The sequence below is a fragment of the Arenimonas malthae CC-JY-1 genome, from assembly GCF_000747075.1.
Lineage (GTDB): Bacteria > Pseudomonadota > Gammaproteobacteria > Xanthomonadales > Xanthomonadaceae > Arenimonas > Arenimonas malthae.
In genome coordinates this window covers 1-24,365 of record NZ_AVCH01000179.1, presented here as the reverse complement: position 1 = coordinate 24,365, position 24,365 = coordinate 1, and the positions used below count along the sequence as shown (strand labels likewise).

At 70.7% G+C, this 24,365-nt stretch carries 25 protein-coding genes and 1 riboswitch; of the genes, 15 read left to right on the top strand and 10 right to left on the bottom strand.

Annotation, left to right across the window (positions count from 1 at the left end; all coding sequences use genetic code 11):
• The first annotated feature begins 279 nt into the window (after window positions 1-279).
• The gene (locus tag N790_RS11060) at window positions 280-738 is read left to right on the top strand and encodes a DUF192 domain-containing protein (protein ID WP_043804127.1); all 459 of its coding nucleotides are present in this window, start codon (window positions 280-282) and stop codon (window positions 736-738) included.
• Between the two features lie 31 nt (window positions 739-769).
• Window positions 770-1,615 (top strand): SirB1 family protein, encoded by an 846-nt coding sequence (locus N790_RS11055; protein WP_043804125.1) that lies wholly within the window; start codon window positions 770-772, stop codon window positions 1,613-1,615.
• Between the two features lie 9 nt (window positions 1,616-1,624).
• Here the strand turns inward: N790_RS11055 and N790_RS11050 are convergent, their stop codons facing one another.
• Window positions 1,625-1,819, bottom strand: a complete 195-nt coding sequence (locus tag N790_RS11050) for a rubredoxin (RefSeq protein WP_043804123.1) — start codon at window positions 1,817-1,819, stop codon at window positions 1,625-1,627.
• A 58-nt stretch (window positions 1,820-1,877) separates the two neighbouring features.
• Between N790_RS11050 and thiE the strand changes: the two genes are divergently transcribed.
• Genes thiE through N790_RS16080 form a run of 5 tightly spaced genes read left to right on the top strand, consistent with a single transcriptional unit; the run spans window position 1,878 to window position 6,418 of the window.
• Window positions 1,878-2,513: a thiamine phosphate synthase gene (gene thiE, locus N790_RS11045; protein ID WP_043804122.1), complete on the top strand. Its 636-nt coding sequence runs from the start codon at window positions 1,878-1,880 to the stop codon at window positions 2,511-2,513.
• A 15-nt stretch (window positions 2,514-2,528) separates the two neighbouring features.
• On the top strand, window positions 2,529-3,821 hold the full coding sequence (gene hemL / locus N790_RS11040; protein ID WP_043804120.1) for a glutamate-1-semialdehyde 2,1-aminomutase: 1,293 nt from the start codon (window positions 2,529-2,531) through the stop codon (window positions 3,819-3,821).
• Complete coding sequence (locus tag N790_RS11035; RefSeq protein ID WP_043804118.1) at window positions 3,818-4,450, top strand: HAD family hydrolase; 633 nt, start codon at window positions 3,818-3,820, stop codon at window positions 4,448-4,450. The genes hemL and N790_RS11035 overlap by 4 nt, the downstream gene beginning before the upstream one ends.
• Window positions 4,437-5,570: a trans-sulfuration enzyme family protein gene (locus tag N790_RS16085; RefSeq protein ID WP_043804117.1), complete on the top strand. Its 1,134-nt coding sequence runs from the start codon at window positions 4,437-4,439 to the stop codon at window positions 5,568-5,570. The genes N790_RS11035 and N790_RS16085 overlap by 14 nt, the downstream gene beginning before the upstream one ends.
• Window positions 5,567-6,418: an ion transporter gene (locus N790_RS16080; protein ID WP_043804115.1), complete on the top strand. Its 852-nt coding sequence runs from the start codon at window positions 5,567-5,569 to the stop codon at window positions 6,416-6,418. The genes N790_RS16085 and N790_RS16080 overlap by 4 nt, the downstream gene beginning before the upstream one ends.
• 1 nt (window position 6,419) lies before the next feature.
• On the opposite strand, the gene N790_RS11020 is transcribed toward N790_RS16080, so the two are convergent.
• Together N790_RS11020 and N790_RS11015 are read right to left on the bottom strand one after the other, a co-directional pair.
• Window positions 6,420-6,839: a VOC family protein gene (locus N790_RS11020; RefSeq protein ID WP_043804113.1), complete on the bottom strand. Its 420-nt coding sequence runs from the start codon at window positions 6,837-6,839 to the stop codon at window positions 6,420-6,422.
• Complete coding sequence (locus N790_RS11015; protein WP_043804112.1) at window positions 6,836-7,684, bottom strand: SDR family oxidoreductase; 849 nt, start codon at window positions 7,682-7,684, stop codon at window positions 6,836-6,838. Before N790_RS11015 ends, N790_RS11020 begins: the two co-directional genes overlap by 4 nt.
• A gap of 69 nt (window positions 7,685-7,753) precedes the next feature.
• On the opposite strand from N790_RS11015, the gene N790_RS11010 reads away from it, so the two are divergent.
• Entirely contained in the window at window positions 7,754-9,766 is a 2,013-nt protein-coding gene (locus tag N790_RS11010; RefSeq protein WP_043804110.1) for a bifunctional DedA family/phosphatase PAP2 family protein, read from the top strand.
• A gap of 6 nt (window positions 9,767-9,772) precedes the next feature.
• Here N790_RS11010 and N790_RS11005 read toward each other — a convergent pair whose 3' ends face one another.
• From N790_RS11005 to N790_RS10990, 4 genes are read right to left on the bottom strand one after another with little or no spacing between them, the layout of a single operon-like run.
• Entirely contained in the window at window positions 9,773-10,363 is a 591-nt protein-coding gene (locus tag N790_RS11005) for an LON peptidase substrate-binding domain-containing protein (RefSeq protein WP_043804109.1), read from the bottom strand.
• A gap of 3 nt (window positions 10,364-10,366) precedes the next feature.
• Entirely contained in the window at window positions 10,367-11,725 is a 1,359-nt protein-coding gene (gene mpl / locus N790_RS11000) for a UDP-N-acetylmuramate:L-alanyl-gamma-D-glutamyl-meso-diaminopimelate ligase (protein WP_043804108.1), read from the bottom strand.
• A gap of 15 nt (window positions 11,726-11,740) precedes the next feature.
• On the bottom strand, window positions 11,741-12,277 hold the full coding sequence (locus tag N790_RS15315; RefSeq protein WP_156970046.1) for a hypothetical protein: 537 nt from the start codon (window positions 12,275-12,277) through the stop codon (window positions 11,741-11,743).
• 13 nt (window positions 12,278-12,290) lie between these two features.
• Complete coding sequence (locus tag N790_RS10990) at window positions 12,291-12,869, bottom strand: adenylate kinase (RefSeq protein ID WP_043804107.1); 579 nt, start codon at window positions 12,867-12,869, stop codon at window positions 12,291-12,293.
• A gap of 136 nt (window positions 12,870-13,005) precedes the next feature.
• Here N790_RS10990 and N790_RS10985 point away from each other — a divergent pair, with 136 nt between their 5' ends.
• The 5 genes from N790_RS10985 to N790_RS10965 all read left to right on the top strand — a co-directional run bounded on the left by N790_RS10985 (window position 13,006) and on the right by N790_RS10965 (window position 19,809).
• Complete coding sequence (locus N790_RS10985; protein ID WP_043804105.1) at window positions 13,006-14,262, top strand: 6-phosphofructokinase; 1,257 nt, start codon at window positions 13,006-13,008, stop codon at window positions 14,260-14,262.
• A gap of 107 nt (window positions 14,263-14,369) precedes the next feature.
• On the top strand, window positions 14,370-15,443 hold the full coding sequence (locus tag N790_RS10980) for a DUF3617 domain-containing protein (RefSeq protein WP_043804104.1): 1,074 nt from the start codon (window positions 14,370-14,372) through the stop codon (window positions 15,441-15,443).
• A 4-nt stretch (window positions 15,444-15,447) separates the two neighbouring features.
• Complete coding sequence (locus N790_RS10975; RefSeq protein WP_211251988.1) at window positions 15,448-16,266, top strand: D-alanyl-D-alanine carboxypeptidase family protein; 819 nt, start codon at window positions 15,448-15,450, stop codon at window positions 16,264-16,266.
• A complete protein-coding gene (locus tag N790_RS10970) occupies window positions 16,263-17,642 on the top strand; it encodes a tetratricopeptide repeat protein (protein ID WP_043804102.1) in 1,380 nt (459 codons plus the stop codon). Before N790_RS10975 ends, N790_RS10970 begins: the two co-directional genes overlap by 4 nt.
• Before the next feature lie 133 nt (window positions 17,643-17,775).
• Window positions 17,776-19,809: a sodium-translocating pyrophosphatase gene (locus N790_RS10965; protein ID WP_043804101.1), complete on the top strand. Its 2,034-nt coding sequence runs from the start codon at window positions 17,776-17,778 to the stop codon at window positions 19,807-19,809.
• An 81-nt stretch (window positions 19,810-19,890) separates the two neighbouring features.
• On the opposite strand, the gene N790_RS10960 is transcribed toward N790_RS10965, so the two are convergent.
• Window positions 19,891-20,250 carry an Hpt domain-containing protein gene (locus tag N790_RS10960; RefSeq protein WP_043804099.1) on the bottom strand — a complete coding sequence of 120 codons (360 nt, stop codon included), beginning with the start codon at window positions 20,248-20,250 and terminating at the stop codon, window positions 19,891-19,893.
• A 170-nt stretch (window positions 20,251-20,420) separates the two neighbouring features.
• Here N790_RS10960 and ppa point away from each other — a divergent pair, with 170 nt between their 5' ends.
• Complete coding sequence (ppa, locus tag N790_RS10955; protein ID WP_043804098.1) at window positions 20,421-20,969, top strand: inorganic diphosphatase; 549 nt, start codon at window positions 20,421-20,423, stop codon at window positions 20,967-20,969.
• Here the strand turns inward: ppa and N790_RS10950 are convergent.
• The gene (locus N790_RS10950; protein WP_156970045.1) at window positions 20,963-21,544 is read right to left on the bottom strand and encodes a DUF6445 family protein; all 582 of its coding nucleotides are present in this window, start codon (window positions 21,542-21,544) and stop codon (window positions 20,963-20,965) included. The two genes, ppa and N790_RS10950, sit on opposite strands and share 7 nt — an antisense overlap.
• Window positions 21,545-21,556: 12 nt before the next feature.
• On the bottom strand, window positions 21,557-23,440 hold the full coding sequence (gene thiC, locus N790_RS10945; protein WP_043804094.1) for a phosphomethylpyrimidine synthase ThiC: 1,884 nt from the start codon (window positions 23,438-23,440) through the stop codon (window positions 21,557-21,559).
• A gap of 67 nt (window positions 23,441-23,507) precedes the next feature.
• Window positions 23,508-23,605, bottom strand: a riboswitch (TPP riboswitch).
• A 161-nt stretch (window positions 23,606-23,766) separates the two neighbouring features.
• Here thiC and N790_RS10940 point away from each other — a divergent pair.
• Window positions 23,767-24,365: hypothetical protein (locus N790_RS10940; protein ID WP_043804093.1), on the top strand; the 599-nt coding region annotated here is incomplete at its 3' end.

Sequence of the window (24,365 nt, the reverse complement as noted above, 5' to 3'; positions counted from 1 at the left end):
ATCAATCACTTGCGAAGTCTTTCCAACCTCGCCCCTCATGGCGTTTCGCCCGAGGGAGCCGCACATTATACGGCAGTTTTGCAGGACGTCAACACCTCGTTTCGTCCTTTTTTCACCCCCGCCGGCGGCTTGGCCGTCGAGGGGCGCGAACTATAGCCGGGCCGTCCGGAATTGGGAAGGGGGCATGACTCCCCGGCGGCAGGCTGCCTCCCCGGTTGGCGCCTTGACACCCGAGGCGGGCGTGCAGGAACGTCCATTGAAGTCTTTCCGGAGAATTCCATGCGCCCCACCCTTGCCCTGCTGGCGCTGCTCGCGCTGTCGCCCCTCACCGGCTGCGCCTCCGACGGCCAGCCTTGGGTCGAACTCAAGGGCCAGCGCTTCGTGGTGGAAGTCGCCGATGACCACGACGAGCGCGCCCGCGGCCTGATGTTCCGGGACCAGCTTCCGGAAGGCGCCGGCATGCTCTTCGTGCACGACGCCGAACGCCCGCTCGCCTACTGGATGAAGAACACCCGCATCCCGCTCGACATCTTCTATTTCGATGCCTCGCGCAAGCTGGTGTCGGTCTCGCGCGGCGTGCCGGCCTGCTCGCTCGGCGACCGCTGCCCGCCGTACCCGAGCGACGGCCCGGCGTTGTACGTGCTTGAACTCAATGCCGGCCAGGCAAACGCGCTCGGCGTGGCGCCGGGAGACACCATCACTTTCGGCCCCGGCATCCCCGAGCGCGGCGCACCTTGATTCATCCCTCGAAGGGGACCACATTGGGGGCATGAACCATCCACGCGCCCTGCCCGACTGGAACACGCTGGCCACGCTCGGCGACGACGAGCTGCCGCTGCTCGACACCGCGCTTTTGATCGCGCGCGACGAGTATCCCGACCTCGACCCCGCGGGCTATTCCGCGCAGGTCGACACCTATGCCGAGGCATTGCGTCCCCAGCTCGAAGGCGACGTGGACCTGCCGGCGCGCCTCACGGCGATCAATCGCTACCTGTTCGAAGAGGTCGGCTTCGCCGGCAACAACCTGCAATACGACGACCCGCGCAACAGCTACCTCAACCAGGTGGTCGACCGGAAGCTGGGCATTCCGATTTCGCTGGCGGTGATACAGATCGAAGTCACCCGCCGGCTGGGCATGCCGCTCGACGGCGTTTCGTTCCCCGGCCATTTCCTGGTGCGGCTACCGGTGGACGACGGCATCCTGGTGCTCGACCCGTTCAACAAGGGCCGGCCGGTGAGCGCCGAGGAGCTGCGCGAACGCGCGTCGCCGCACCTGGGCGGGCAACCGCCGGATGACCAGCAACTGCTGCAGATCCTGGCGCCCGCGACGCACCGCATGATCCTGATGCGCATGCTGCGCAACCTGAAGGGGCTGTACCTCGAACGCGGCGACTGGGAACGCGTGGCGCGAAGCGCCGACCGCCTGCTCAAGCTCTCGCCCGACACCGCCGAGGCCCTCCGCGACCGCGGCCTGGCGTATCGCGAGCTGGGTTACGCGAAAGGCGCGCGCGAAGACCTCGCGCGCTACCTGCAGCTGCTGCCCGAGGCGGACGACGTCGAGTCCGTGCGCTCGGCCCTGATCGACCTCAGCGGCTCGCCGTCGCGCCTGAACTGAATCGCGGGCTCAGCCCGCGGGCACCATTTCGAAATCGTCCTTGGTGACGCCGCAGTCGGGGCAAACCCAGGTATCGGGAATGTCCTCCCAGCGGGTGCCCGGGGCGATGCCCTCGTCGGGCAGGCCATCGGCCTCGCTGTAGATGAACCCACAGACCACGCACATCCAGGTGCGGTAGGCGGTGGCGGCTTCGCTGGTGCTCATTTCGGTCTCGCAGGCTCGGGAACGGCTACCATTCTCGCATCTGGACGGTCGTGCCGAAATGAACGCCCCCATCACCTGGCCGCTGCGCGGCCTGTACCTGATCACCCCCGACGAAACCGACACCGCACGGTTGCTGGCCCGCCTGCGGCCCGCGCTGGCCGGGGGTCCTGCCCTGCTGCAGTACCGGAACAAGGCCGCCGGCCCGGCGTTGCGCCGCGAGCAGGCCCGGGCCGTGCTGGCGCTGTGCCGCGAAGCCGGCATTCCCCTGGTGGTGAACGACGACTGGCGGCTGGCGCTCGAAATAGGCGCCGAGGGCGCCCACCTGGGCGGTGACGACGGCGACCTGGCCGAGGCCCGCGCCGCCGCCCCGGGCCTGCGCCTGGGCGCCTCCTGCTACGACGACCTCGCCCGCGCGCAAGCCGCGGCCGTCGCCGGGGCCGACTACCTGGCCTTCGGCGCCTTTTTCCCCTCCGGCACCAAGCCGCTGGCCCGCCGCGCCCACCCGGGCCTGCTGCGGGACAGCGCGGGCCTGGGCCTGCCGCGGGTGGCGATCGGCGGGATCACCCCGGACAATGCCCCCGGCCTGGTCGCCGCCGGCGCCGATTTCCTGGCCGTCATCGCCGGCGTGTTCGCCGCCGACGACCCGGCCGCCGCCGTGCGCGCCTACCACCGCGCCTTCGATCCCCTTCCGTAACGAGAGCCCCACCGAATGAACACCGCCACCAGCCACGACCTCTTCACCCGCGCCCTCGACCTGATGCCGGGCGGCGTCAATTCGCCGGTGCGCGCCTTCAAGTCGGTCGGCGGCGAACCGTTTTTCGCGGCCAAGGCCGAGGGCGCCTACCTGGTCGACGTGGACGGCAACCGCTACGTCGACTACATCGGCAGCTGGGGCCCGATGATCGCCGGCCACGCGCACCCGAAGGTGCTCGACGCGGTGGCGCGCACCATGCAGAACGGCCTGAGCTTCGGCGTGCCCAACGCGCTCGAGGTGACCATGGCCGAAACCGTGCGCCGCCTGGTGCCGTCCATGCAGATGATGCGCATGGTGAACTCGGGCACCGAGGCCACGCTCTCGGCCATCCGCCTCGCCCGCGGCGCCACCGGCCGCACCCGCATCGTCAAGTTCGAGGGCTGCTACCACGGCCACGGCGACAGCTTCCTGGTGAAGGCCGGCTCCGGCGCGCTCACCTTCGGCCTGCCGAACTCGCCGGGCGTGCCCAAGGCGCTGGCCGACCTCACGCTCACCCTGCCCTACAACGACTTCGAGGCCGCCACGAAGCTGTTCGACGAAGTCGGCGGCGACATCGCCGGCGTGATCGTCGAACCCATCGTCGGCAACGCCAACTGCATCCTGCCGCGCGAAGGCTACCTGCAGCACCTGCGCGAACTTTGCACGAAACACGGCGCCATCCTGATCTTCGACGAAGTGATGACCGGCTTCCGCGTCGCCCTGGGCGGCGCGCAGGCGCGCTACGGCGTCACGCCCGACCTGAGCACCTTCGGCAAGATCATCGGCGGTGGCATGCCGGTGGGCGCCTATGGCGGCCGCGCCGACCTGATGCGCCAGGTCGCCCCGGCCGGCCCGATCTACCAGGCCGGCACGCTCAGCGGCAACCCGGTGGCGATGGCCGCGGGCCTGGCCACGCTGGAGCTCATCCAGGCGCCGGGCTTCTACGAGCGGCTGGAACAGAACACGCACAAGCTCTGCGACGGCCTCGAAACCGCCGCGCGCGAAGCCGGCGTGGCGGTCACCACCACCCGCAGCTGCGCCATGTTCGGCCTGTTCTTCACCGACAAGCACGTCGAAACCTTCGCCGACGCCATGGCCTGCGACACCGCCGCCTTCAACCGCTTCTTCCACGCCATGCTCAAGCGCGGCGTGTACTTCGCTCCCTCGGCCTTCGAAGCCGGCTTCCTGTCGTCGGCGCACGGCGAGGCCGAGCTGGCGCACACGCTCGAGGCCGCCCGCGAGGCCTTCCGCGAGGCCCGCGCGGGGTGAAGCGACCGGCACTGGTGCTGTTCGACCTGGACGGCGTGCTGGCGCACTACGACCATGCGCCGCGCCTGCGCGTGCTGGCCGAACGCACCGGCGCCACGCTGGCCGCGGTGAACGAGGCCCTGTTCGAATCGGGCCTCGAGCGCTCGGCCGACCTCGGCCAGGTCGACACCGCCGGGGTACTGGAGGAACTGTCGCGTCGCCTGGGCGTGGCTGTTTCGCTGGACGACTGCCTGGCCGCCCGCGCCGCCGCCATGCAGGCCGACGCCGCCGTGCTCGAACTGGCCAACGCCGCGGCGCGGCACGCCCGGCTCGCCATCCTGACCAACAACAGCCTGATGCTGCGCGACCACCTGGCCGCGCTGTGCCCGCCGCTGGCGCCGCTGTTCGGCGACCGGGTGTTCTGCTCGGCGCAGTTCGGCCTGGCCAAGCCCGAGCCGGAACTGTTCCGCCGCTGCCTGGCCGAGCTCGGCGTCGCGCCGGCGCAGGCGCTGTTCTTCGACGACAAGCCCGACAACGCCAAGGGCGCTCGCCGCGCCGGCCTGCGGGCGCACACTTACCGCGACGTCCCCGGACTGCGCGCACACCTCGCCGTACACGACCTGCTGGAGCCCCGCCATGACCCGCATTGAAACCCTGGCCGTGCACGCCGGCGGCGAACCCGACGCCGACACCGGCGCCGTCTCGCCGCCCATCCACCTGGCCACCACCTTCCGCCATGGCCCGGCCGGCGAACGCAGGGCGGGCTATGAATACCAGCGCGAATCCAACCCCACCCAGGACCGCCTCGAGACCGCGCTGGCCGCGCTCGAGGGCGGCGAATCGGCCCTGGCCTTCGGCTCGGGCATGGCGGCCATGGCCGCGGCGCTGGAATCGCTGCCGAACGGTTCGCACGTGCTCATCCCGTCCGATTGCTACACCGGCCTTCGCGTGCTGGGCGCCGAATTCCTGCCCGAACGCGGCATCACCACCACCGCCGTGGACATGGGCGACCTGGCCGCGGTGCGCGCCGCGCTTCGCCCCGAAACGCGGATGATCTGGACCGAGACGCCCTCGAACCCCAGGCTCTGCGTGGCCGACATCGCCGCGCTGGCCGGCATCGCCCACGGCCACGGCGCGCTGCTGGCCTGCGACAACACCTTCGCCACGCCGGTGCTGCAGCGCCCTATGGCACTGGGTGCCGACCTGGTGATGCATTCGACCACCAAGTATTTCGGCGGCCACAGCGACGTGATGGGCGGCGCGCTGGTGTTCGCGCGCCGCGACGGCTTCCACGACGCCGTCTTCCACCGCCGCCACGTCACCGGCGGCATCCTCGCGCCCTTCAGCGCCTGGCTGATCCTGCGCGGCTGCCGTTCGCTGCCGGCGCGCATGGCCTGGCACTGCCGCAATGCCCGGGTCCTGGCGCAGTTCCTGGCGGCGCATCCGGCGGTGGCGGCGGTGCACTACCCGGGCTTGGCCACGCACCCGGGCCACGAGGTCGCCGCGCGCCAGATGTCCGACTTCGGCGGCATGCTCAGCCTGCGCGTGAAGGGCGGCCGGGCGGCGGCCCTGCGCGTGGCCGGCGCGCTGAAGCTGGCGATCAACGCCACCTCGCTGGGCGGGCCGGAGACCCTGGTCGAGCACCGCGCCTCCATCGAAGGCGCCAACGCACTCAGTCCCGACGACCTGCTGCGCGTGTCGGTGGGCCTGGAGGCCGCCGAGGACCTGCTGGCGGACTTCGCCCAGGCGCTGGACGCCGCCCGCGCATGAAGCCGCACCGCTTCGCCGGCAAGGACTTCGGCCCCGCCCGCGAGCACGGCTGGCGCGCCCGATGGTTCGACATCATCTTCAGGCACGACGCGGGGGCGCCGCGGCGTTTCGACCTGCTGCTGATCGCGGCCATCGTCGCCAGCGTGTTCGTGGTCATCCTCGACAGCGAGGCGGAACTGCACGCGCGCTGGTCGAAATGGTTCTACCTGGCCGAGTGGGGCTTCACCCTGCTCTTCACCGTGGAATACGCGGTGCGGCTGGCGGTGGTGCGCAACCCGCTGCGCTACGCACTGAGCTTCTACGGCGTGGTGGACCTGCTCTCCATCCTGCCCACCTACCTGTCGCTGTTCCTGCCCGGCAGCCAGGCCTTGCTGGTGGTGCGCATCCTGCGCATCCTGCGCATCTTCCGCGTGCTCAAGCTGATGGAATACACGGAAGCCGGCGGCGCGCTGGTGTCGGCGCTGTACCGGTCGCGGCGCAAGATCGCGGTGTTCCTGATGGCGGTGCTGACCCTGGTGGTGGTGTTCGGCGCGGCCATGTACGTGGTCGAAGGCCCCGAACACGGCTTCGAATCGATCCCGGTGTCCATGTACTGGGCCATCGTCACCATGGCCACGGTGGGTTTCGGCGACATCGCGCCGGTGACCCCGGTGGGCCGCTTCATCACCTCGGTGCTGATCCTGATCGGCTACGGCATCATCGCCGTGCCCACCGGCATCTACACGGCCGAACTGGCGGCCGGCCTGCGCGAACGCCGCAAGGTGGCCTGCGAAGGCTGCGGGCTCGCCGAACACGAGCCCGACTCGGCGCACTGCCGCCGCTGCGGCGCGGAACTGCCGGCGCCCTGAATCACCAGGCGCCGGTGTTGGGCATCGACGCCCAGGGTTCGGCCGGCGCCAGCGCCTCGCCCTTCTGCAGCAGCTCGATCGAAATCTGGTCGGGCGAGCGCACGAAGGCCATGCGGCCGTCGCGCGGCGGGCGGTTGATGACGACGCCGTGCGACTGCAGGCGCTCGCAGGCGGCATAGATGTCGTCCACCTCGAAGGCCAGGTGGCCGAAGTTGCGGGCGCCGCCGTAATCCTCGTCGTCGTAGTTGTAGGTGAGCTCCACTTCCACGTCGGGGTTGGCGGGCGCGGCCAGGTACAGCAGGGTGAAGCGGCCCTGCGGGTAATCGCGGCGGCGGGTTTCCACCAGGCCCAGGGCATCGCGGTAGAAGCGCAGCGAGGCGTCCAGGTCGCGGACGCGCACCATGGCGTGCAGGTATTTCATCGGCGCAGGGCCTCCATCAGTTCGGGGTCGTCGAGGAACAGGTCCGGCAGCAGCGGCTGCGACGGGTCCACGGCGTAGGGCGTGAAGTCGGTGGTGCCGCTTTCGCGCAGCACCGCCTCGTCAATCAGGAAACGGCCGGCGAAGCCTGCCGCGGGCCGGGTGAGCACGGCGTGGGCGGCGTCGGCCATGATCTCCGGCTTGCGGCACTTGGCCGGCTCGGTGCCGGGGATCATCTTCAGCGCGTCGGTGGCGATGACCGTGCGCGGCCACAGTGCGTTCACGGCCACGCCGCGCGGCCCGAACTCGGCCGCCAGGCCCAGCGTGACGAAGCTCATGCCCATCTTGGCCAGCGTGTAGCCGGTGTGCGGGCCCCACCACTTCGGGTCGAGGTTGGGCGGCGGCGCCAGCGTCAGGATGTGCGGGTTCGCGGCTTTAAGCAGGTGCGGCAGGCAGGCCTGCGCGCACAGGAAGCTGCCGCGGCTGTTGACCTGCTGCATCAGGTCGAAGCGCTTCATCGGCGTTTCCAGCGCGCCCTGCAGCCAGATCGCGCTGGCGTTGTTGACCAGGATGTCGATGCCGCCGAAGCGCTCCACCGTGGCAGCCACCGCGGCGTGGACCTGCTCTTCCTCCCGGATGTCGCACTGCAGGGCCAGGCCCTGGCCACCGGCTTCGGTGACGGCGGCCGCAGCGCTGTGGATGGTGCCGGGCAGCTTGGGATTGGGCACGCCGGACTTGGCGGCGATGGCCACGTTGGCGCCGTCGCGCGCCGCGCGCAGGGCGATGGCCAGGCCGATGCCGCGCGAGGCGCCGGTGATGAACAGGGTTTTGCCGCGCAGGGTGGACATGGGGTTCTCCCGTACTTTGGACTTAAGTGTAAACCGGGCGCCGTGATGGCCAGCCTATAATCCCACCCCATGGATTCCGCCCGCCTCGAAGCGCTCGTCGCCTGGATCGCCCAGCATCCGCTCGCCGCGGGCCTCGTCATCTTCCTGATCGCCTTCGGCGATGCGCTGGTGATCCTCGGCGTGGCCATCCCCGCCGTGCCGCTGCTCTTCGCCGTGGGCACGCTGGTGGGCCTGGGCCACGTGGACGGCGGCTACGCCCTGGCCTGCGCCACCCTGGGCGCCTTCGCCGGCGACGGCATCAGCTACTGGGTCGGCCACCGCTACGGACCGCAGTTGCGCCAGCGCTGGCCCTTCCACAAGCACCCGCAGTGGCTGGAGCGCGGCGAAGTCACGTTCCGTCGCCACGGCATGAAGAGCATCGTGATGGCGCGTTACGTCGGCGCCATCCGCCCCTTCGTTCCGGCCATCGCCGGCATGCTGAAGATGAAGCTGCGCCAGTACGTGCCGGCCAGCGCCTTCGCCGCCCTGGTGTGGTCGGCCACGTTCCTGGCGCCGGGCTGGGTCTTCGGCACCTCGCTCGACCTGGTCGCGGCCGTGGCCGGGCGCCTGGCCATCGTGCTGGCGGTGGTGCTGGTGCTGGTGGCCGGCATCTGGGCCACGGTGTTCTACACCTGGCGGTGGCTGGGCGCGCACGCCACCGAACTGCTGGAGCGGGCGCTGGCCTGGTCGCACCGGCATCCGGTGCTGGGCCGCTATTCGGAAGCGCTGATCGACCCGAACCGCCCGGAGTCGGCCTCGCTGGCGCTGCTGGCCATCGTGCTGGGCCTGGCCGGCTGGGGCTTTTTCCACATCCTGATTTCGGTCGGCGGCGGCAGCGCGCCCTCGCAGCTCGACCTCACCGTGCACCAGCTGATGTTCGGCCTGCGCAACCCGCTGGCCGACATCCCGATGGCCTTCCTGGCCACGCTGGGCGACGCCGCGGTGCTCACGCCCGCGGTACTGGGCGTGTTCGCCTGGCTGATGTGGCGGCGCCGCCACGTCGCCGCCTGGCACTGGCTGGCGGCGCCGGGTTTCGCGCTGGTGCTCACCTGGTTCCTGGGTTACCTGCTGGACATGCCCAAGCCACCGGCCTCGACCGCCGTGTTCGGCTTCAGCTTCCCCTCGGCCTCGGTGACGCTGGCGACGGTGGTGTACGGCTTCTTCGCGGTGCTCATCGCACGCGAACTGCCGGGCCGCAACCGCGCCTGGCCCTACGTGGTGGCGGGCCTGGTGGTGGCGCTGCTGGGCTTTTCGCGCCTGTACCTGGGCGCGCACTGGCTCAGCGACGTGCTGGCCGGCACCCTGCTCGGCCTGCTGTGGATCGCGGCGCTGGGCATCGCCTACCGCCGGCGCATGGTGCGCTCGTTCTGGGTGCGCCCCACGGCCACGGTGTTCTTCGTCGCCATCCTGGCCATGGCCACCTGGCACGGGAGCCGCAGCGCGGACGAAATGCTCGAGCGCTTCCAGCCGCCGATGGCGGGCGCGCCGGTGGCGATGGACGCGTGGTGGCGCGACGACTGGCAGCAAAGCCTGCCGGCGCGCCGCAACGAACTGCACGGCCGCGACGCCTGGCCGCTGAACGTGCAGCTGGCCGGCCCGCTCGATTCGCTGCGCGCGCGCCTGCTGCTGTCGGGCTGGGAAAACTACAGCACCGGCGGCTGGTACGGCCTGCTGCAGACGCTCGACAAGGACGTGACGCCGCACGAACTGCCGGTGCTGTCCGCCACCCACCAGGGCCGCGGCGAGGTGCTGGTGATGGCGCGCCGCGACGACGCCGGCGGCCGCATCCGCGTGCTGCGCCTGTGGGCCAGCCCGGTGCTGCTGCAGCCCGGCGACCAGCCGCTGTGGATCGGCACCGTGCAGGAACTCGAATTCACCCGCCGGCTGGATTTCTTCAGCTACTGGCGCGCGCTGCCCGGCGAGGACGCCCTGCTCGACGGCCTGCGCCACGACGTTGGCGAAATGGAATCGGCGCTGGACGCGCGCACCGACGATGGCCAGCGCGTGCTGCGCCTGCGCGCGCCGCAAGTCCCGGCGGGCTGACGCCGCTTATTCGGGCTGGAAGTCGGGCAGGCGCTCGACCAGCTGCTGCAGGCGCGCGTGCGGGTCGTCGAGCTGCAGCAGGGCCTGGCGCTCGGTGGGCTCCAGCGGCAGCCATTCGGCCAGGCGCCAGCCCACCCACGCGGCATCGGCCAGCGCCCCCTTGCCCGGGCCTTCGTGCTCGACGCCGGCCTTGTCCATGATGCGCGCCAGCAGCACCGACAGCAGCGCGTGCTCGTCGCGCAGCGCCACCACGCCCGGGTCGTCCAGCCAGCGCACGTCGGCGACGATCAGGCCGTCGTCGCGCACGCGGGTGCGTTCGACGTGGAAGCGGCGCCGGCCTTCCACCGTCAACCCCAGCAGCCCGTCTTCGGTCAGGGCGAAATCGACGATGGCGGCCTCGGTGCCCACGGCCGCGGGAATGGCCGGTTCGCCGACCTCGCGCCCGGCAAGGATGAGGCAGATGCCGAAGCCCTCGCCGCTGCGGCCGCAGCGCTTGACCAGGTCGAGGTAACGCGGCTCGAAGATGCGCAGGCCCAGCCCGCCGCCCGGGAACAGCACCTGGCCGAGCGGGAACAGCGGCAGCTCCGTGAGCGCCACGGCTCAGCCCGCCAGCTGCGCCAGGAAGCGGCGCGGGGCGCCGTCGAAGCCGCCGTTGGACATGAACACCACGTGGTCGCCGGCGCGGCAGCGGCGGCCCAGCGCGGCCACCAGCGCGTCGGCGTCGGGCACGGTTTCGCCCTCGCCGCGCAGCGCGCCCACCACCTTGCCCGCGTCCCAGGCCAGCTCGGGGCGGTGCAGGAAGACCACGGCGTCGGCCTGCTCGAGCGAAGGCGCGATCTGCGCCGCATGCGCGCCCAGGCGCATGGAATTGCTGCGCGGCTCCATCGCCACCACGATGCGCGCGCCGCCGACGCGGGCGCGCAGGCCCTCGAGCGTGGTGCGGATGGCGGTGGGATGGTGCGCGAAGTCGTCGTAAACGGTGATGCCGCCGCGTTCGCCCAGCACTTCCAGCCGGCGCTTCACGCTCACGAATCCAGACAGCGCCGGGATGGCGCGCGCCAGGTCGGCACCCACCGCGTTCGCAGCGGCGATGGCGGCCAGGCCGTTCATCACGTTGTGCCGGCCCACCAGCGGCCAGCGCACGGTGCCCACCAGCGCGCCACGGTGCAGCACGTCGAAATTCGTGCCGTCGGCGGCGTGCAGTCGCGCCGTCCAGTCGAAGCGGCCGTCGAGGCCGAAGGTCTCCACCGGCGTCCAGCAGCCCATGGCCAGCACCTCGGCCAGCGCCGGCTCCTCGCCGTTGACGATGAGCCGGCCGCGGCCCGGCACGATGCGCACCAGGTGGTGGAACTGGCGCTGGATGGCGGCCAGGTCCGGGAAGATGTCGGCGTGGTCGTATTCGAGGTTGTTGAGGATGGCCACCGCGGGCCGGTAGTGCACGAACTTGCTGCGCTTGTCGAAGAAGGCGGTGTCGTATTCGTCGGCCTCGACCACGAATTCGCGGCCCGTGCCCAGGCGCGCCGACACGCCGAAGTTCTCCGGCACGCCGCCCACCAGGAAACCCGGGTCGCGGCCCGCGGCCTCGAGCAGGAAGGCCAGGATGGACGTGGTGGTGGTCTTGCCGTGGGTGCCGGCGACCGCCAGCGTTTCGCGGCCCGGCAGCACGTTCTCGCTCAGCCACTGCGCGCCCGAGGTGTAGCGAAGGCCGGCGTCGAGCACGTGCTCCACCGCCGGGTTGCCGCGCGAGAGCGCGTTGCCCACCACCACCTGGTCGGTGCCGGCGGCGATGTGCGAGGCCGCGTAGCCCGAGTGCAGGCCGATTCCCAGCTGCTCGAGCTGGGTGGACATGGGCGGGTAGACGTTCTGGTCGCTGCCATCGACGGCATGGCCGAGTTCGCGCGCGAGGGCGGCCACGCCGCCCATGAAGGTGCCGCAGATGCCGAGGATGTGCAGTTTCATGGTCTCAGGATGTCATCAAGCCGCCGCGGCGGGAACCGGCGGCGCCAGCCACACCAGCAGCATCAGTTCCAGCAGCACCAGCGCGATCGCCAGCGCCAGCGCCTGGCCGCGGCGGATTTCGAGCGCCTGCCGCCAGATGCTGGCCTCGACGCGCAGTTTCCAAACGAACAGCACCAGCGCCGCCAGGCCGGGCAGCATCGCGCTGGCCGGCGGCTGCTCCACGTCCAGGTAGGGCCGCAGCGCCAGCGCCGCCGGCAGCATGGCCAGCGTGAACAGCAGGCCGCTGCCGGCCAGTGCCAGCAGGGTCTGCGCCGCGCGGTTGCGCAGCCCGCGCAGGTTGAGCAGGGCCTGGGTGACGCCGAAGAGCATGAAGGCGGTGACGCCCACCCGCGCGGCCAGTTGTCCCGGCGGCGCTTCGGTGGCGGCGCCCATGGCCACCTGCAGCGCCATCAGCGCAAACGCGAAAAGGGCGACGGCAGGCGGCGAGTAGGGCAGGTCCTGCGGCCCGCGCCGCAGGAGGCAGAGTTCGAACAGGGGGCGCAGCAGCGCCACCACCGCGGTCGGCTCAGCCCACTTCGGGCGTGGGCGCCAGGGCTTCCAGGATGCGCTGGAACACCTCGTCCATCGCGCCGACGCCGTTGAGGCAGGCCAGGCGACCGGCGTTGCGGTAGTAGTCCACGACCGGCGCCGTGGCCTCGTTGTAAACCTTGAGGCGGTTGCGCACGGCTTCCGGGCTGTCGTCGGCGCGGCCTTCGACCTGGGCGCGGCCGGCCAGGCGCGAAATCAGCAGCTCGGTGTCCACGTCCAGCTGGATGGCGATGTCCATCGGCTGGTGCAGCTTCTTGAGCAGGGCGTCGAGCGCGTTGGCCTGGGCCAGGTTGCGCGGGTAGCCGTCGAGGATGAAGCCGTTGCCGGTGTCGCCGGCGGTCAGGCGCTCTTCGAGCATGCCCAGCACGATCTCGTCGGACACCAGGCCACCGGCCTCCATCACCGCCTTGGCCTGCAGCCCCAGCGGGGTGCCCGCCTTGACGGCGGCGCGCAGCAGGTCGCCAGTGGAGATGTGCGGCACCTGCAGGTGCTCGCGCAGCCGGGCGGCCTGCGTGCCCTTGCCCGAGCCGGGCGCGCCGAGAAGTACCAGTCGCATGCGTTCAAACCCCTATAAACAAGGACGCACGGCGCCGTCTTAACCCCTTTTGGCTATAGTGGGGCCGCCGACAGGCCGTGCGGACTGGGAAACGCTACTGGCCGGGGCGGCTCAAGTCAATGAAAGGCAGGAAAACATGGGCAAAGGAACGCTCCTTTACGCGCAGTCCGGCGGGGTCACCGCCGTCATCAACGCCACCGCCGGGGCCGTGATCCAGGCCGCCCGGGCCCGCAAGGTCAAGGTCCTGGCCGCCCGCAACGGCATCCTGGGCGCCCTGCGCGAGGACCTGGTGGACACCTCGAAGGAGTCGGCCGCGGCCATCCGGGCCCTGGCCCACACCCCCGGCGGGGCCTTCGGCTCCTGCCGCTACAAGCTCAAGTCGCTCGAGCAGGACGCCGCCAAGTACGCGCGCGTGCTCGAGGTGATCAAGGCGCACGACGTGCGCTGGTTCCTCTACAACGGCGGCAACGATTCGGCCGACACCGCGCTCAAGCTCTCGCAGCTGGCCGCGGCCTCGGGTTACCCGCTCACCTGCGTGGGCGTGCCCAAGACCGTGGACAACGACCTGGTGGTGACCGACTGCTGCCCCGGCTTCGGTTCGGCGGCCAAGTACACCGCGGTGTCGGTGGCCGAAGCCGCGCTCGACGTCGAGGCCATGGCCGACACGTCCACCAAGGTCTTCGTCTACGAGGTGATGGGCCGCCACGCCGGCTGGCTGGCCGCCGCCGCGGGCCTGGCCGGCCAGGGCAAGGACGCCGCGCCGCACATCATCCTGTTCCCCGAAGTGGCCTACGACGAGGCCGCCTTCCTGGCGAAGGTGAAAACCACCGTGGCGCGCGTGGGCCACTGCGTGGTGGTGGTGTCCGAGGGCATCCGCCACGCCGACGGCCGCTTCGTCGCCGATGCCGGTGGCGGCAAGGACGCCTTCGGCCACAGCCAGCTCGGCGGCGTCGGTCCGCTGCTGGCCGCCACGGTCAAGGACAAGCTGGGCCTGAAGGTGCACTGGACCGTGCCCGACTACCTGCAGCGCTCCGCCCGCCACCTGGCCTCGAAGACCGACCTGGCGCACGCCCAGGCCGTGGGCAAGGCGGCGGTCGAATACGCGCTCAAGGGCCTGAACGGCGTGATGCCGGCCATTGTTCGCCTGGCGGACAAACCCTACCGCTGGAAAGTGGCGCCCGCGCCGCTGTCCGACATCGCCAACCACGAGAAGAAGATGCCCAAGGGTTTCATCGACGCCTCGGGTTTCGGCATCACCCCGGCCTGCCGTCGTTACCTGGAACCGCTGGTGCGCGGCGAGGCGCCGCCGCCGTATGGGCCGGACGGCTTGCCGAAATACGTTCGACTCAAGCTGTCAGCCGTGCCGAAGAAGCTTCCCGCCTTCGCCGGCTGAACCGGCCGCGCTGGCCGGCGGGTGCCGGTGACCACCGGCACATCCGCGGGCCGGGCGCGGCTGGGAGCATTCACCCCTTCATGTCGCCCCGATCCCCGGAGAATCCCGTGAAACCGCATCGCTTCCTCATCGCCCCGGTCCTGGCCCTTGGCCTGCTGGCCACCGGCGCCGCCCTGGCCCAGGCCGGCACCGGCAACCTTTACCGCGTGACCAGCAAGATGGAAGTGGACGGCATGCCGATCCAGATGCCCTCGCAATCGGTCGAGGTATGCGGCCCGAAGAACCAGGCCAGCGAGAAGATGATTCCGGCCGACGAGAACTGCACCGTCACCGACTTCCGCGTGGTCGGCAACAAGTCCACCTACTCGATGACCTGCCGCGGCGAGAACCCGATGACCGCCTCCGGCGAATTCGAGCAGCTCGGCCCCGACGCCTACCGCGGCAAGATGCGCATGCGCACCGAAGGCGAAGACGCCATGACCATGAACATGGCCTTCGAAGGCAAGAAGATCCGCGACTGCGACTACGCCACCGAGTCGCCCGAGGCCCAGGGCCGCGCCATGCTGGCCAAGACCTGCGGCGAGATGCTGCGCACGCCCGACCCGATGATCTACCAGAACTTCACCGGCCCGGACGCCATGTGCGCCTCCGACAAGGGCAAGTACTGCAGCGCCATGCTGGCGCAGTCGCTGAACCCGAAGTACATCCGCACCGGCGACATCAACCGCGCCAACATGCCGGCCGGCACCACCAGCTTCTGGGACGCGTTCGCAGCCTGCGGCACCTCGCGCCAGGCGGCCATCGCCAAGGCCTGCCCGATGGCCGAGAAGGCCAAGGACTATGCCTTCCTCACCGACTACTGCCCGGAACTGGTCGCCAAGGCCTGCGCCGCGGCCGACCCGCTCAAGGACGGCGACTTCCTGGTGCAGAGCTGCCCGGTGCAGGCCCAGGCCGCCGCCGCCAAGCACTGCGCCGGCCGTGACTTCACCGCCCTGCGCAGCTCGCCCTACGGCGGCTTCTGCAGCCGCTACGCCGCGGGTGCGCTGCAGGAGCGCAACCAGGGCGCCCCGGGCAACGGCCCGGCCGGCGAGCCGGCGCGCGAGCAGCCCAAGCCCGAGGAAGAGAAGAAGCCGTCCTGGCGCGACCGCCTCAAGTCCGCCCGGGACCTGATTGGCGGCTGAGCCCTTGTTCCGCTGGCTGGCCGCGGCGCTGCTTTGCCTGGCCTGCGCCACCGCGCAGGCCAGCGTGCCCCGCGACGCCTACCCCAGCGTCGCCAGGGCCTACTGGGTCGAGATCGACGGCCGGCCCACCTGGGCCGGCCAGCCCGACCAGCCGCTGCCCATGGCCAGCCTGGCCAAGCTGATGACGGCGCTGCTGCTGGCCGAACATGGCCAGCTCGACGGCACCGTGGTGGTCAGCCGCGGCGCCGCGGCCGCCACCGGCACCCGCCTGGGCCTGCGCGCCGGCGAACGCTTCCGCGCCTCCGACCTGTTCACCGCCATGCTGGTGCGCTCGGCGAACGACGCCTGCCGCGCGCTGGCCGACTGGCGCGGCGGCGACCTGGCCACGTTCGTGGCCATGATGAACGCCCGCGCCGCCGAACTGGGCATGCACGACACCACCTTCGCCAACGCCTGCGGCCACGACGCCCCGGGCCAGGCCAGCAGCGTGCGCGACCTGGCGAAGCTGGCGCGTGCGGCCATGGCCGAGCCGCTCATCGCCGCCGATGCAAAGCGCGAAACCTTCGCCTTCAGGAGCCTGGGCGGCCGCGCGTTTTCGGTGCGCAGCACGAACGCGCTGCTGGGCCAGTTCCCGGGCGCCATCGGCCTCAAGACCGGCTTCACGCCCGGCGCCGGCCGCTGCCTGATCGCGCTGGCCGAGCGCGACGGCCACGAGGTGCTGGCCATCCTGCTGCACGCGCCCGACCGCTGGTGGGACACCGTGGCCCTGCTCGAGCTGGCCTTCGACGAAGCCCGCCGCGCGCCGGCGACCGCCGCGCGATGAAGCCCTTGTCGGCGCCCGCCGCGGCGCTGGGCACGCTGGGCCTGCTGGCGGTGGTGGCGCTGGTTTACGCCAACAGCCTGTCCGGGCCGTTCCAGTTCGACGACTACAACGTCATCGTCGACAACCCGTCGGTGCATGGCCTGGCCGCGTGGTGGCACTCCATGCCCGGCATCCGGCCGCTGCTCAAGCTCAGCTATGCGCTGAACTGGGCGGCGTCGCCATCGCCCCGGGGTTTCCATGCGCTGAACCTGGCGGTGCATGGCGCCAACGCGCTGCTGGTTTGGGCACTGGCGCGGCACTGGCTGTCGACGCTGGCGCGGCCCACGCTGGCAGCGGACGCAGCCTGGTGGCTGGCGCTGCTGTTCGCGCTGCATCCCGCCGCCACGGAGGCCGTCACGTACATCAGCGGCCGCTCGGTGTCGCTGATGGCGCTGCCCTACCTGGCCTCGCTGCTTTGTTTCGCGGAAGGCCAGCGGCGCGGCAACCGCTGGCTGTCGGCGTTGGCTTCGCCGCTGCTGTTCGCGCTGGCGCTGGGCGTTCGCGAAACGGCGGTGACGCTGCCGGCGGCGCTGTTCCTGCTGGCCTGGTTCGGCGGCGCCTCGCCGCGCGCGGCGCTGCGCGGCCTCGGCCCGCACCTGGCGGTGCTGGTGCTGGCGCCGGTGGCCGCGTTGGCCACCGGCGCCTACGGACGTTTCCTGCACTACAGCCTGGGCACGCGCGACGCATTCGAACAACTGCTGGCGCAGGCCGAGGCGCTGCGTTACCTGTTCGCGCAGGCCCTGCTCGTGCTGCCGCCCAACGCCGACCCCGACCTTCGCATTCCCGCCGGGCTCGATGCCGCCACCCTGGCGACGCTTGCGGCCGCCGTGCTCGCGGGCATCGTCGCCCTGCTGACGCGGCGGCGCTGGCCCTGGCTCGGCTTCGGCATCGCGTGGGCGGCGCTGCAACTGGCGCCCACCAATTCGCTGCTGCCGCGCTTCGACCTGGCCAACGACCGCCATCTGTACCTCGCCCTGCCCGGCCTGGCGATGGTGCTGGTGGTGCCCGCGCTGCAATCGGGCTGGCGACGCGCCGGCCGTGCCGGCCTGGTGGCGCTGGCGTTGTGCATGGCCCTGCTGGCAGGGCGCCGCAACGACGACTGGCGGAGCGAAATCGCGCTCTGGCAGGCCACGGTGCAGCAGTCGCCGGCGAAGGCTCGGCCCTGGGCCAACCTCGGCTGGGCGCGCCAGCAGGCGGGCGACACCGAGGGCGCGCGTGCCGCCTACGAATGTGCGCTGGCGCTGGAACCCGCCCACGAACAGGCACTGGTGAACCGGGCGCTGCTTCCCGGCGCCGGCCCCGGACGCACGCCCGACGCCGCCTGCCCGGTGCGCTGACCCGCGCCGGACGCCCCTGCGCCACTCCCTCCGGGGCCGTGTGGCTTCACCTCCCCGCTTCGGGCCATACTCGGGCGGGGCGGCCGGTCGGCCGCCTACGCTTGTTCACTGTTTGACTCTGGGGAGGGTTGGCATGTTTGAGCAGTACGGACTACACCTTGCGATCGCCTGTGCGGCGGTCGCCATTCTCTACGGCATCTTCGTGGCGCGCTGGATCGTGGCGCAGCCCGCCGGCAACGAGCGCATGCAGCAGATCGCGGCGGCGGTGCAGGAAGGCGCGGGCGCTTATCTCAGCCGCCAGTACCGCACCATCGCCATCGTCGGCGTGGTGCTGTTCCTGGTCATCGGCTTCGTGCCGGGCCTGGGCTGGCCCACGGCCATCGGCTTCGCCATCGGCGCCATCCTGTCGGGCGCGGCCGGCTTCATCGGCATGTTCGTCTCGGTGCGCGCCAACGTGCGCACGGCGCAGGCGGCCACGGTGAGCCTCAACACCGCGCTCAACGTCAGCTTCAAGGGCGGCGCCATCACCGGCATGCTGGTGGTGGGCCTCGGCCTGCTGGGCGTGGCCGGCTACTTCTGGTTCGTGATGGGCGGCGCCGCGCCGACCGCCGAAACGGTGCAGTCGGCCATGCAGCCGATGATCGGCCTGGCCTTCGGCAGCTCGCTGATCTCCATCTTCGCGCGCCTGGGCGGCGGCATCTTCACCAAGGGCGCCGACGTCGGCGCCGACCTGGTGGGCAAGGTCGAAGCCGGCATCCCCGAGGACGACCCGCGCAACCCGGCGGTGATCGCCGACAACGTGGGCGACAACGTCGGCGACTGCGCCGGCATGGCGGCCGACCTGTTCGAAACGTATGCCGTCACCGTGATCGCCGCGATGCTGATCGCCGGCATCGCCTTCGACGTGTACGGCTGGGCCGGCGTGCTCTACCCGATGGTGCTGGGCGCGGTGTCCATCCTCGCTTCCATCGTCGGCACCTTCTTCGTGAAGGTGCGCAGCGGCGGCAAGATCATGAACGCCCTCTACCGCGGCCTGGCCGTGTCGGGCGTGCTGGCGGCCATCGCCTTCTACGTGGTCACCGACAACATGTTCGCCACCGGCCTGGGCATGCCGCTATTCTTCTGCGCCCTGATCGGCCTGGGCCTGACCGCGGCCATGGTGGTGATCACCGAGTACTACACCGCCACCGAATACGCGCCGGTGCAGCAGGTGGCCAAGGCTTCGGAAACCGGCCACGGCACCAACGTGATCGCCGGCCTGGCGGTGTCCATGAAGTCCACCGCCGCGCCGGTGCTGGCCGTGGCCGCCGCCATCTGGGGCTGCTACGAGATCGCCGGCCTGATGGGCATCGCCATCGCCGCCACCTCGATGCTGTCGATGGCGGGCATGATCGTGGCGCTCGATGCCTACGGCCCGATCACCGACAACGCCGGCGGCATCGCCGAAATGTCGGGCATGGACAAGGAAATCCGCGTCACCACCGACGCCCTGGATGCCGTGGGCAACACCACCAAGGCCGTCACCAAGGGTTACGCCATCGGCTCGGCCGGCCTGGCCGCGCTCGTGCTGTTCGCCGACTACGCCCACAAGCTGCAGGAATCGGGCCGCGAGGTGAACTTCTCGATCGACAACCCGGACGTGGTGATCGGCCTGCTGATCGGCGGCATGATCCCCTACCTGTTCGGCGCCTTCGCCATGCAGGCGGTGGGCCGCGCGGCGGGTGCGGTGGTGGAGGAAGTGCGGCGCCAGTTCCGCGAGATCCCCGGCATCATGGAAGGCACCGGCAAGCCGCAGTACGACAAGGCGGTGGACCTGCTGACCAAGTCGGCGATCCGCGAAATGATCGTGCCCTCGATGCTGCCGCTGTTCATCCCGATCATCGTCGGCCTGGTGCTGGGCGCCGACGCGCTCGGCGGCCTGCTGATGGGCACCATCGTCACCGGCCTGTTCGTGGCCATTTCGATGTGCACCGGCGGCGGCGCCTGGGACAACGCCAAGAAGTACATCGAGGAAGGCCACCACGGCGGCAAGGGCAGCGAGGCCCACAAGGCCGCGGTCACCGGCGACACCGTCGGCGACCCGTACAAGGACACCGCCGGCCCGGCCATCAACCCGCTGATCAAGATCATCAACATCGTGGCGCTGCTGCTGATCCCGATGCTCTGATCCGCGACATCGCCTGAAACGACGAAGCCCCGGGAAACCGGGGCTTTTTCTTTGCGCGTTCTTGCAGGAGGGCCTTCAGGGTCAGATCTGGGGAACCTCTTGCAGGAGCAGCAGCAGCGCGTCGCGGGTGCGGCGGCGCAGTTCGACGAACTGGGTGTCGATGGCGTCGGTTTGCAGCTGGTCGTTGTCGAGGTGCTCGAGGTTGTGGCAGACCTCCACCAGGTCGCTGGCGCCCATGGCCAGAGCGGCCGAACGCAGGTAGTGCGCGGCCTTGCCCAGGGCGTCGGCGTCGCCGGCCACCTGGGCGTGTTCCATCTTGCGCACCAGGTCGGGCGCCTCGTGCACGAACATGCGCACGAACTCGCTGAAGGCGCCGGGGCGGTCCCGGTCCAGCATGCGCAGCAGTTCGAGCGCCTTGGGGTCGAGCAGGGACTGGGCCATGGGGCGGGGGCTCCGACAAGGGGCGACCAGGCTATTCTGGCCGCTGGGGCCGCCGCTGCCTAGCCCGAAAATGGGGACAAACGCGCCCTGTCGAGTGCGGGCTCCAGCCCTTTCACGTATCCTTCCGGCCCCCACGCATGCCCTCCCCCGGGCGGATTCAGGAGATTCCCATGGCCCTTGACCTGGTGCCCACCGGCCGCGACGTGCCGAACGAAATCAACGTCGTCATCGAGATCCCCAAGGACGCCGAGCCGGTCAAGTACGAGGTCGACAAGGCCACGGGCGCGATCTTCGTGGACCGCATCCTGTCCACCCCGATGCGCTACCCCTGCAACTACGGCTACGTGCCGCACACCCTGTGCGGCGACGGCGACCCGGTGGACGTGCTGGTCATCCTGCCGCTGCCACTTATCCCCGGCTCGGTCATCCGCTGCCGCCCGGTCGGCCTGCTGAAGATGAAGGACGAGGCCGGCGAAGACACCAAGCTGCTGGCCGTGCCGGTGGACAAGGTGTTCTCGGGGTATTCGCACATCCACGACATCGACCAGGTCAGCCCGCACTGGCTCGAGCGCATTGGCCACTTCTTCGAGCACTACAAGGACCTGGAGAAGGGCAAGTGGGTCAAGCTCGACGGCTGGGAAGGCGCCGAATCGGCCCGCCGCGAGATCCTGGACTCGGTCCAGCGCTTCGAGGACAGCCCGGAAAAGCTCAACTACTGAGCGCGGCGCCGGCAGGTGAAGCGGGCGTCCAGCGTCAGGCGCCCGCGGCGCGGGTCTTCGGACAGCGCCGCGGCCGGCCCGATGTCGGGCGCGTGCCAGCGCCCGCCGTCGAACACCACCAGCCGGTTGTAGCGCGCCGGCACCCGCCCCAGCGGTGGCGCCGCGGCGCCGGCGCGGGGGTCGGGGAACAGGGTGCCGCCCAGCGCGGGATCCTCGAACAGGCACAGTGAGAACACCGCGGTGCCCTGCCCCGGCAGGTGCGTCGACGCCCGCGAGGGCCGCGGCGCCGCCGCCGTGGCCAGCGACAGCCAGCCCTGCGCATCGAGCACGCGCCGGAAGCCCAGGGGCTCGCGCAGGAATTCCGAGAAATACACGTCCAGCTGGGTCAGCACCGGGCCCGGCAGGGCCAGCCGCCGCACCGGGTGGCCGGCATGCGGGTCCACCGCGAACTCCGCCGCGTGCCTGGCCGCCAGTTCCACCCAGCGGCCCGGCTCGGCCAGCGCGTCGTCCACCACCAGGCACGGGGGGCCGCCCTCGAGGGGCAGCGTTTCTATCCTCGGCCTGGGCTTGAACACGCGCTCGGCTCCTTATTCCCGGCGATACACCTGCGACCCTTGGGCACGGAACTCCGCGGCCTTCTCGGCCATGCCCTGCTCCAGCGCGGCGGCCTCGTCGGCCACGCCCTTGCCGGCAGCGTACTCCCGAACGTCCTGGGTGATCTTCATGGAACAGAAGTGCGGGCCGCACATCGAGCAGAAGTGCGCGACCTTGTGCGCGTCCTTGGGCAGGGTTTCGTCGTGGTACTCGCGGGCGCGTTCGGGGTCGAGGCCGAGGTTGAACTGGTCCTCCCAGCGGAACTCGAAGCGCGCCTTGCTCAGCGCGTTGTCGCGGGCCTGCGCGCCCGGGTGGCCCTTGGCCAGGTCGGCGGCATGGGCGGCGATGCGGTAGGCCATCAGGCCCTCGCGCACGTCGGCCTTGTTGGGCAGGCCCAAGTGTTCCTTGGGCGTGACGTAGCAGAGCATGGCGGTGCCGAACCAGCCGATCATGGCCGCGCCGATGGCGCTGGTGATGTGGTCGTAGCCCGGCGCGATGTCGGTGGTCAGCGGCCCCAGCGTGTAGAACGGCGCCTCGCCGCACTCGCGCAGCTGCTTGTCCATGTTTTCCTTGATCAGGTGCATGGGCACGTGGCCGGGGCCCTCGATCATGGTCTGCACGTCGTGCTTCCACGCAATCTGCGTGAGTTCGCCCAGCGTTTCGAGCTCGCCGAACTGGGCCGCGTCGTTGGCGTCGGCGATGGAGCCGGGGCGCAGGCCGTCGCCCAGCGAGAAGCTGACGTCGTAGGCCTTCATGATTTCGCAGATTTCCTCGAAGTGCGTGTAGAGGAAATTCTCGCGGTGGTGCGCCAGGCACCACTTGGCCATGATCGAACCGCCGCGGCTGACGATGCCGGTGACGCGGCGCGCGGTCAGCGGCACGTAACGCAGCAGCACGCCGGCGTGGATGGTGAAGTAGTCCACGCCCTGCTCGGCCTGCTCGACCAGCGTGTCGCGGAAGATCTCCCAGGTCAGCTCCTCGGCCTTGCCGTCCACCTTTTCCAGTGCCTGGTAGATGGGCACCGTGCCGATCGGGACCGGCGAGTTGCGCATGATCCACTCGCGGGTTTCGTGGATGTGCTTGCCGGTGCTGAGGTCCATCACCGTGTCGGCGCCCCAGCGGATGGCGTAGACCAGCTTCTCCACTTCCTCGGCGATGCCCGAGGACACGGCGGAATTGCCGATGTTCGCGTTCACCTTGGTCAGGAAATTGCGGCCGATGATCATCGGCTCGATTTCCGGGTGGTTGATGTTGGCCGGGATGATGGCGCGGCCGCGGGCCACCTCGTCGCGCACGAATTCCGGCGTGATCAGCCTGGGCAGGTTGGCGCCGAAGGACTCGCCCGGGTGCTGCCGCAGCAGGTGCGCCTCGCGGATGGCGTCGATGCGCTGGTTCTCGCGGATGGCGATGTATTCCATCTCGGGCGTGACGATGCCGCGGCGGGCGTAGTGCATCTGGGTCACGTTGGCGCCGGCCACCGCGCGGCGCGGCGGGCGCAGGGCCGGGAAGCGCACGGCGTCGAGGCGGGCGTCGGCGGCGCGCTCGCGGCCGAAGTCCGAGCTCAGGCCCGCCAGCGGGGCGCTGTCGCCGCGCTCGGCGATCCAGGACGCTCGCAGGGCCGGCAGGCCGGTGGCCAGGTCGATGCGGGCGTCCGGGTCGGTGTAGGGGCCCGAGGTGTCGTACACGGTGAAGGGCGCATTCGGCTCCTGCACCCCGAACACCCGCGGCGTGGGCGAGAGCGCGATCTCGCGCATCGGCACCCGGAGGTCGGGCCGCGAGCCGGCCACGTGGACCTTGCGCGAGCCGGGGATGGGGCGGGTGACTTCTTCGGACAGCTGCTGGGCCTGGCGCAGCAGCTCGGTGGGCAGGGCATTCATTCGATTCGTCCTTCAGGGCCCCGGGCGGGGCGGGAACGAAGCGGCGGCGCCGGACCCCGGCACGGACCCCGGGTGTCGCGAAGCTTCCCTACGCCGGTATCAGCCGGATCAGGTTCGAAGGGTATGTCTCAGCCCGCGTCCCGCCGGGCACCCCCGCTTCCAGCCGGCATTGTTCCACGGCGCCCCCGGCGCGGGCCAGCCAGCCCCCTGCGGGCGTGGCAAGTCACTGATTCGCGGTGTATATTTTGTGAAGGCCCGGCAGGGTGCGACCGAAAGTACGGCCGCTCCGGACAGTCCGGGTCCTTCATCAAACAGGGGACATCGCAATGCTTTCCACTTTCGCAAGTCGCGCGGCGCTGCTGCTCGCGGCGGGTTTCGCGTTGTCGGGTGAGGCCGCGGCGCAGAGCTACCTGCCCGTCGGTCCGCAGGAAAACGTGACCGAGGCCACCGTGCTCGCTGGCGGCTGGACCGTCTGCCACTCCTCGCTGTACGGGGAATCCGGCACGTCGGTCGCCTCCATCCTCGCGGCCTGCTCCGAGGAGAACATCATGTACGCCTGCCGTCCGGTCGGCCAGGCGAGCTTCGACGTGCTGGCCCAGGCGCCGCGCGCCGACGTGTTCTTCGACACCGGCACCGGCAACGTGCCGCACAACGCCAATGGCACCGCCTGGTACTTCAACGACAGCTATTCCTTCGGCTTCGCGCCGGTGGGCGAGCCGATCTCGCGCAACTCCTGCGATACGCACCCCACCCTGATCAACCAGCGCATGTGCGTGCACACCGGCGGCGGCGTCACCAGCACCGGCTGGAGCTGCGGCAACCACCAGTGGGAATACGGCAATGGCTGGGAGCGCGTGATCCTGCAGTCGGTGCCGACGGTGAGCCTCACCGTGCCGGGCAGCAACAGCCCGCGCCTGATCGCCGA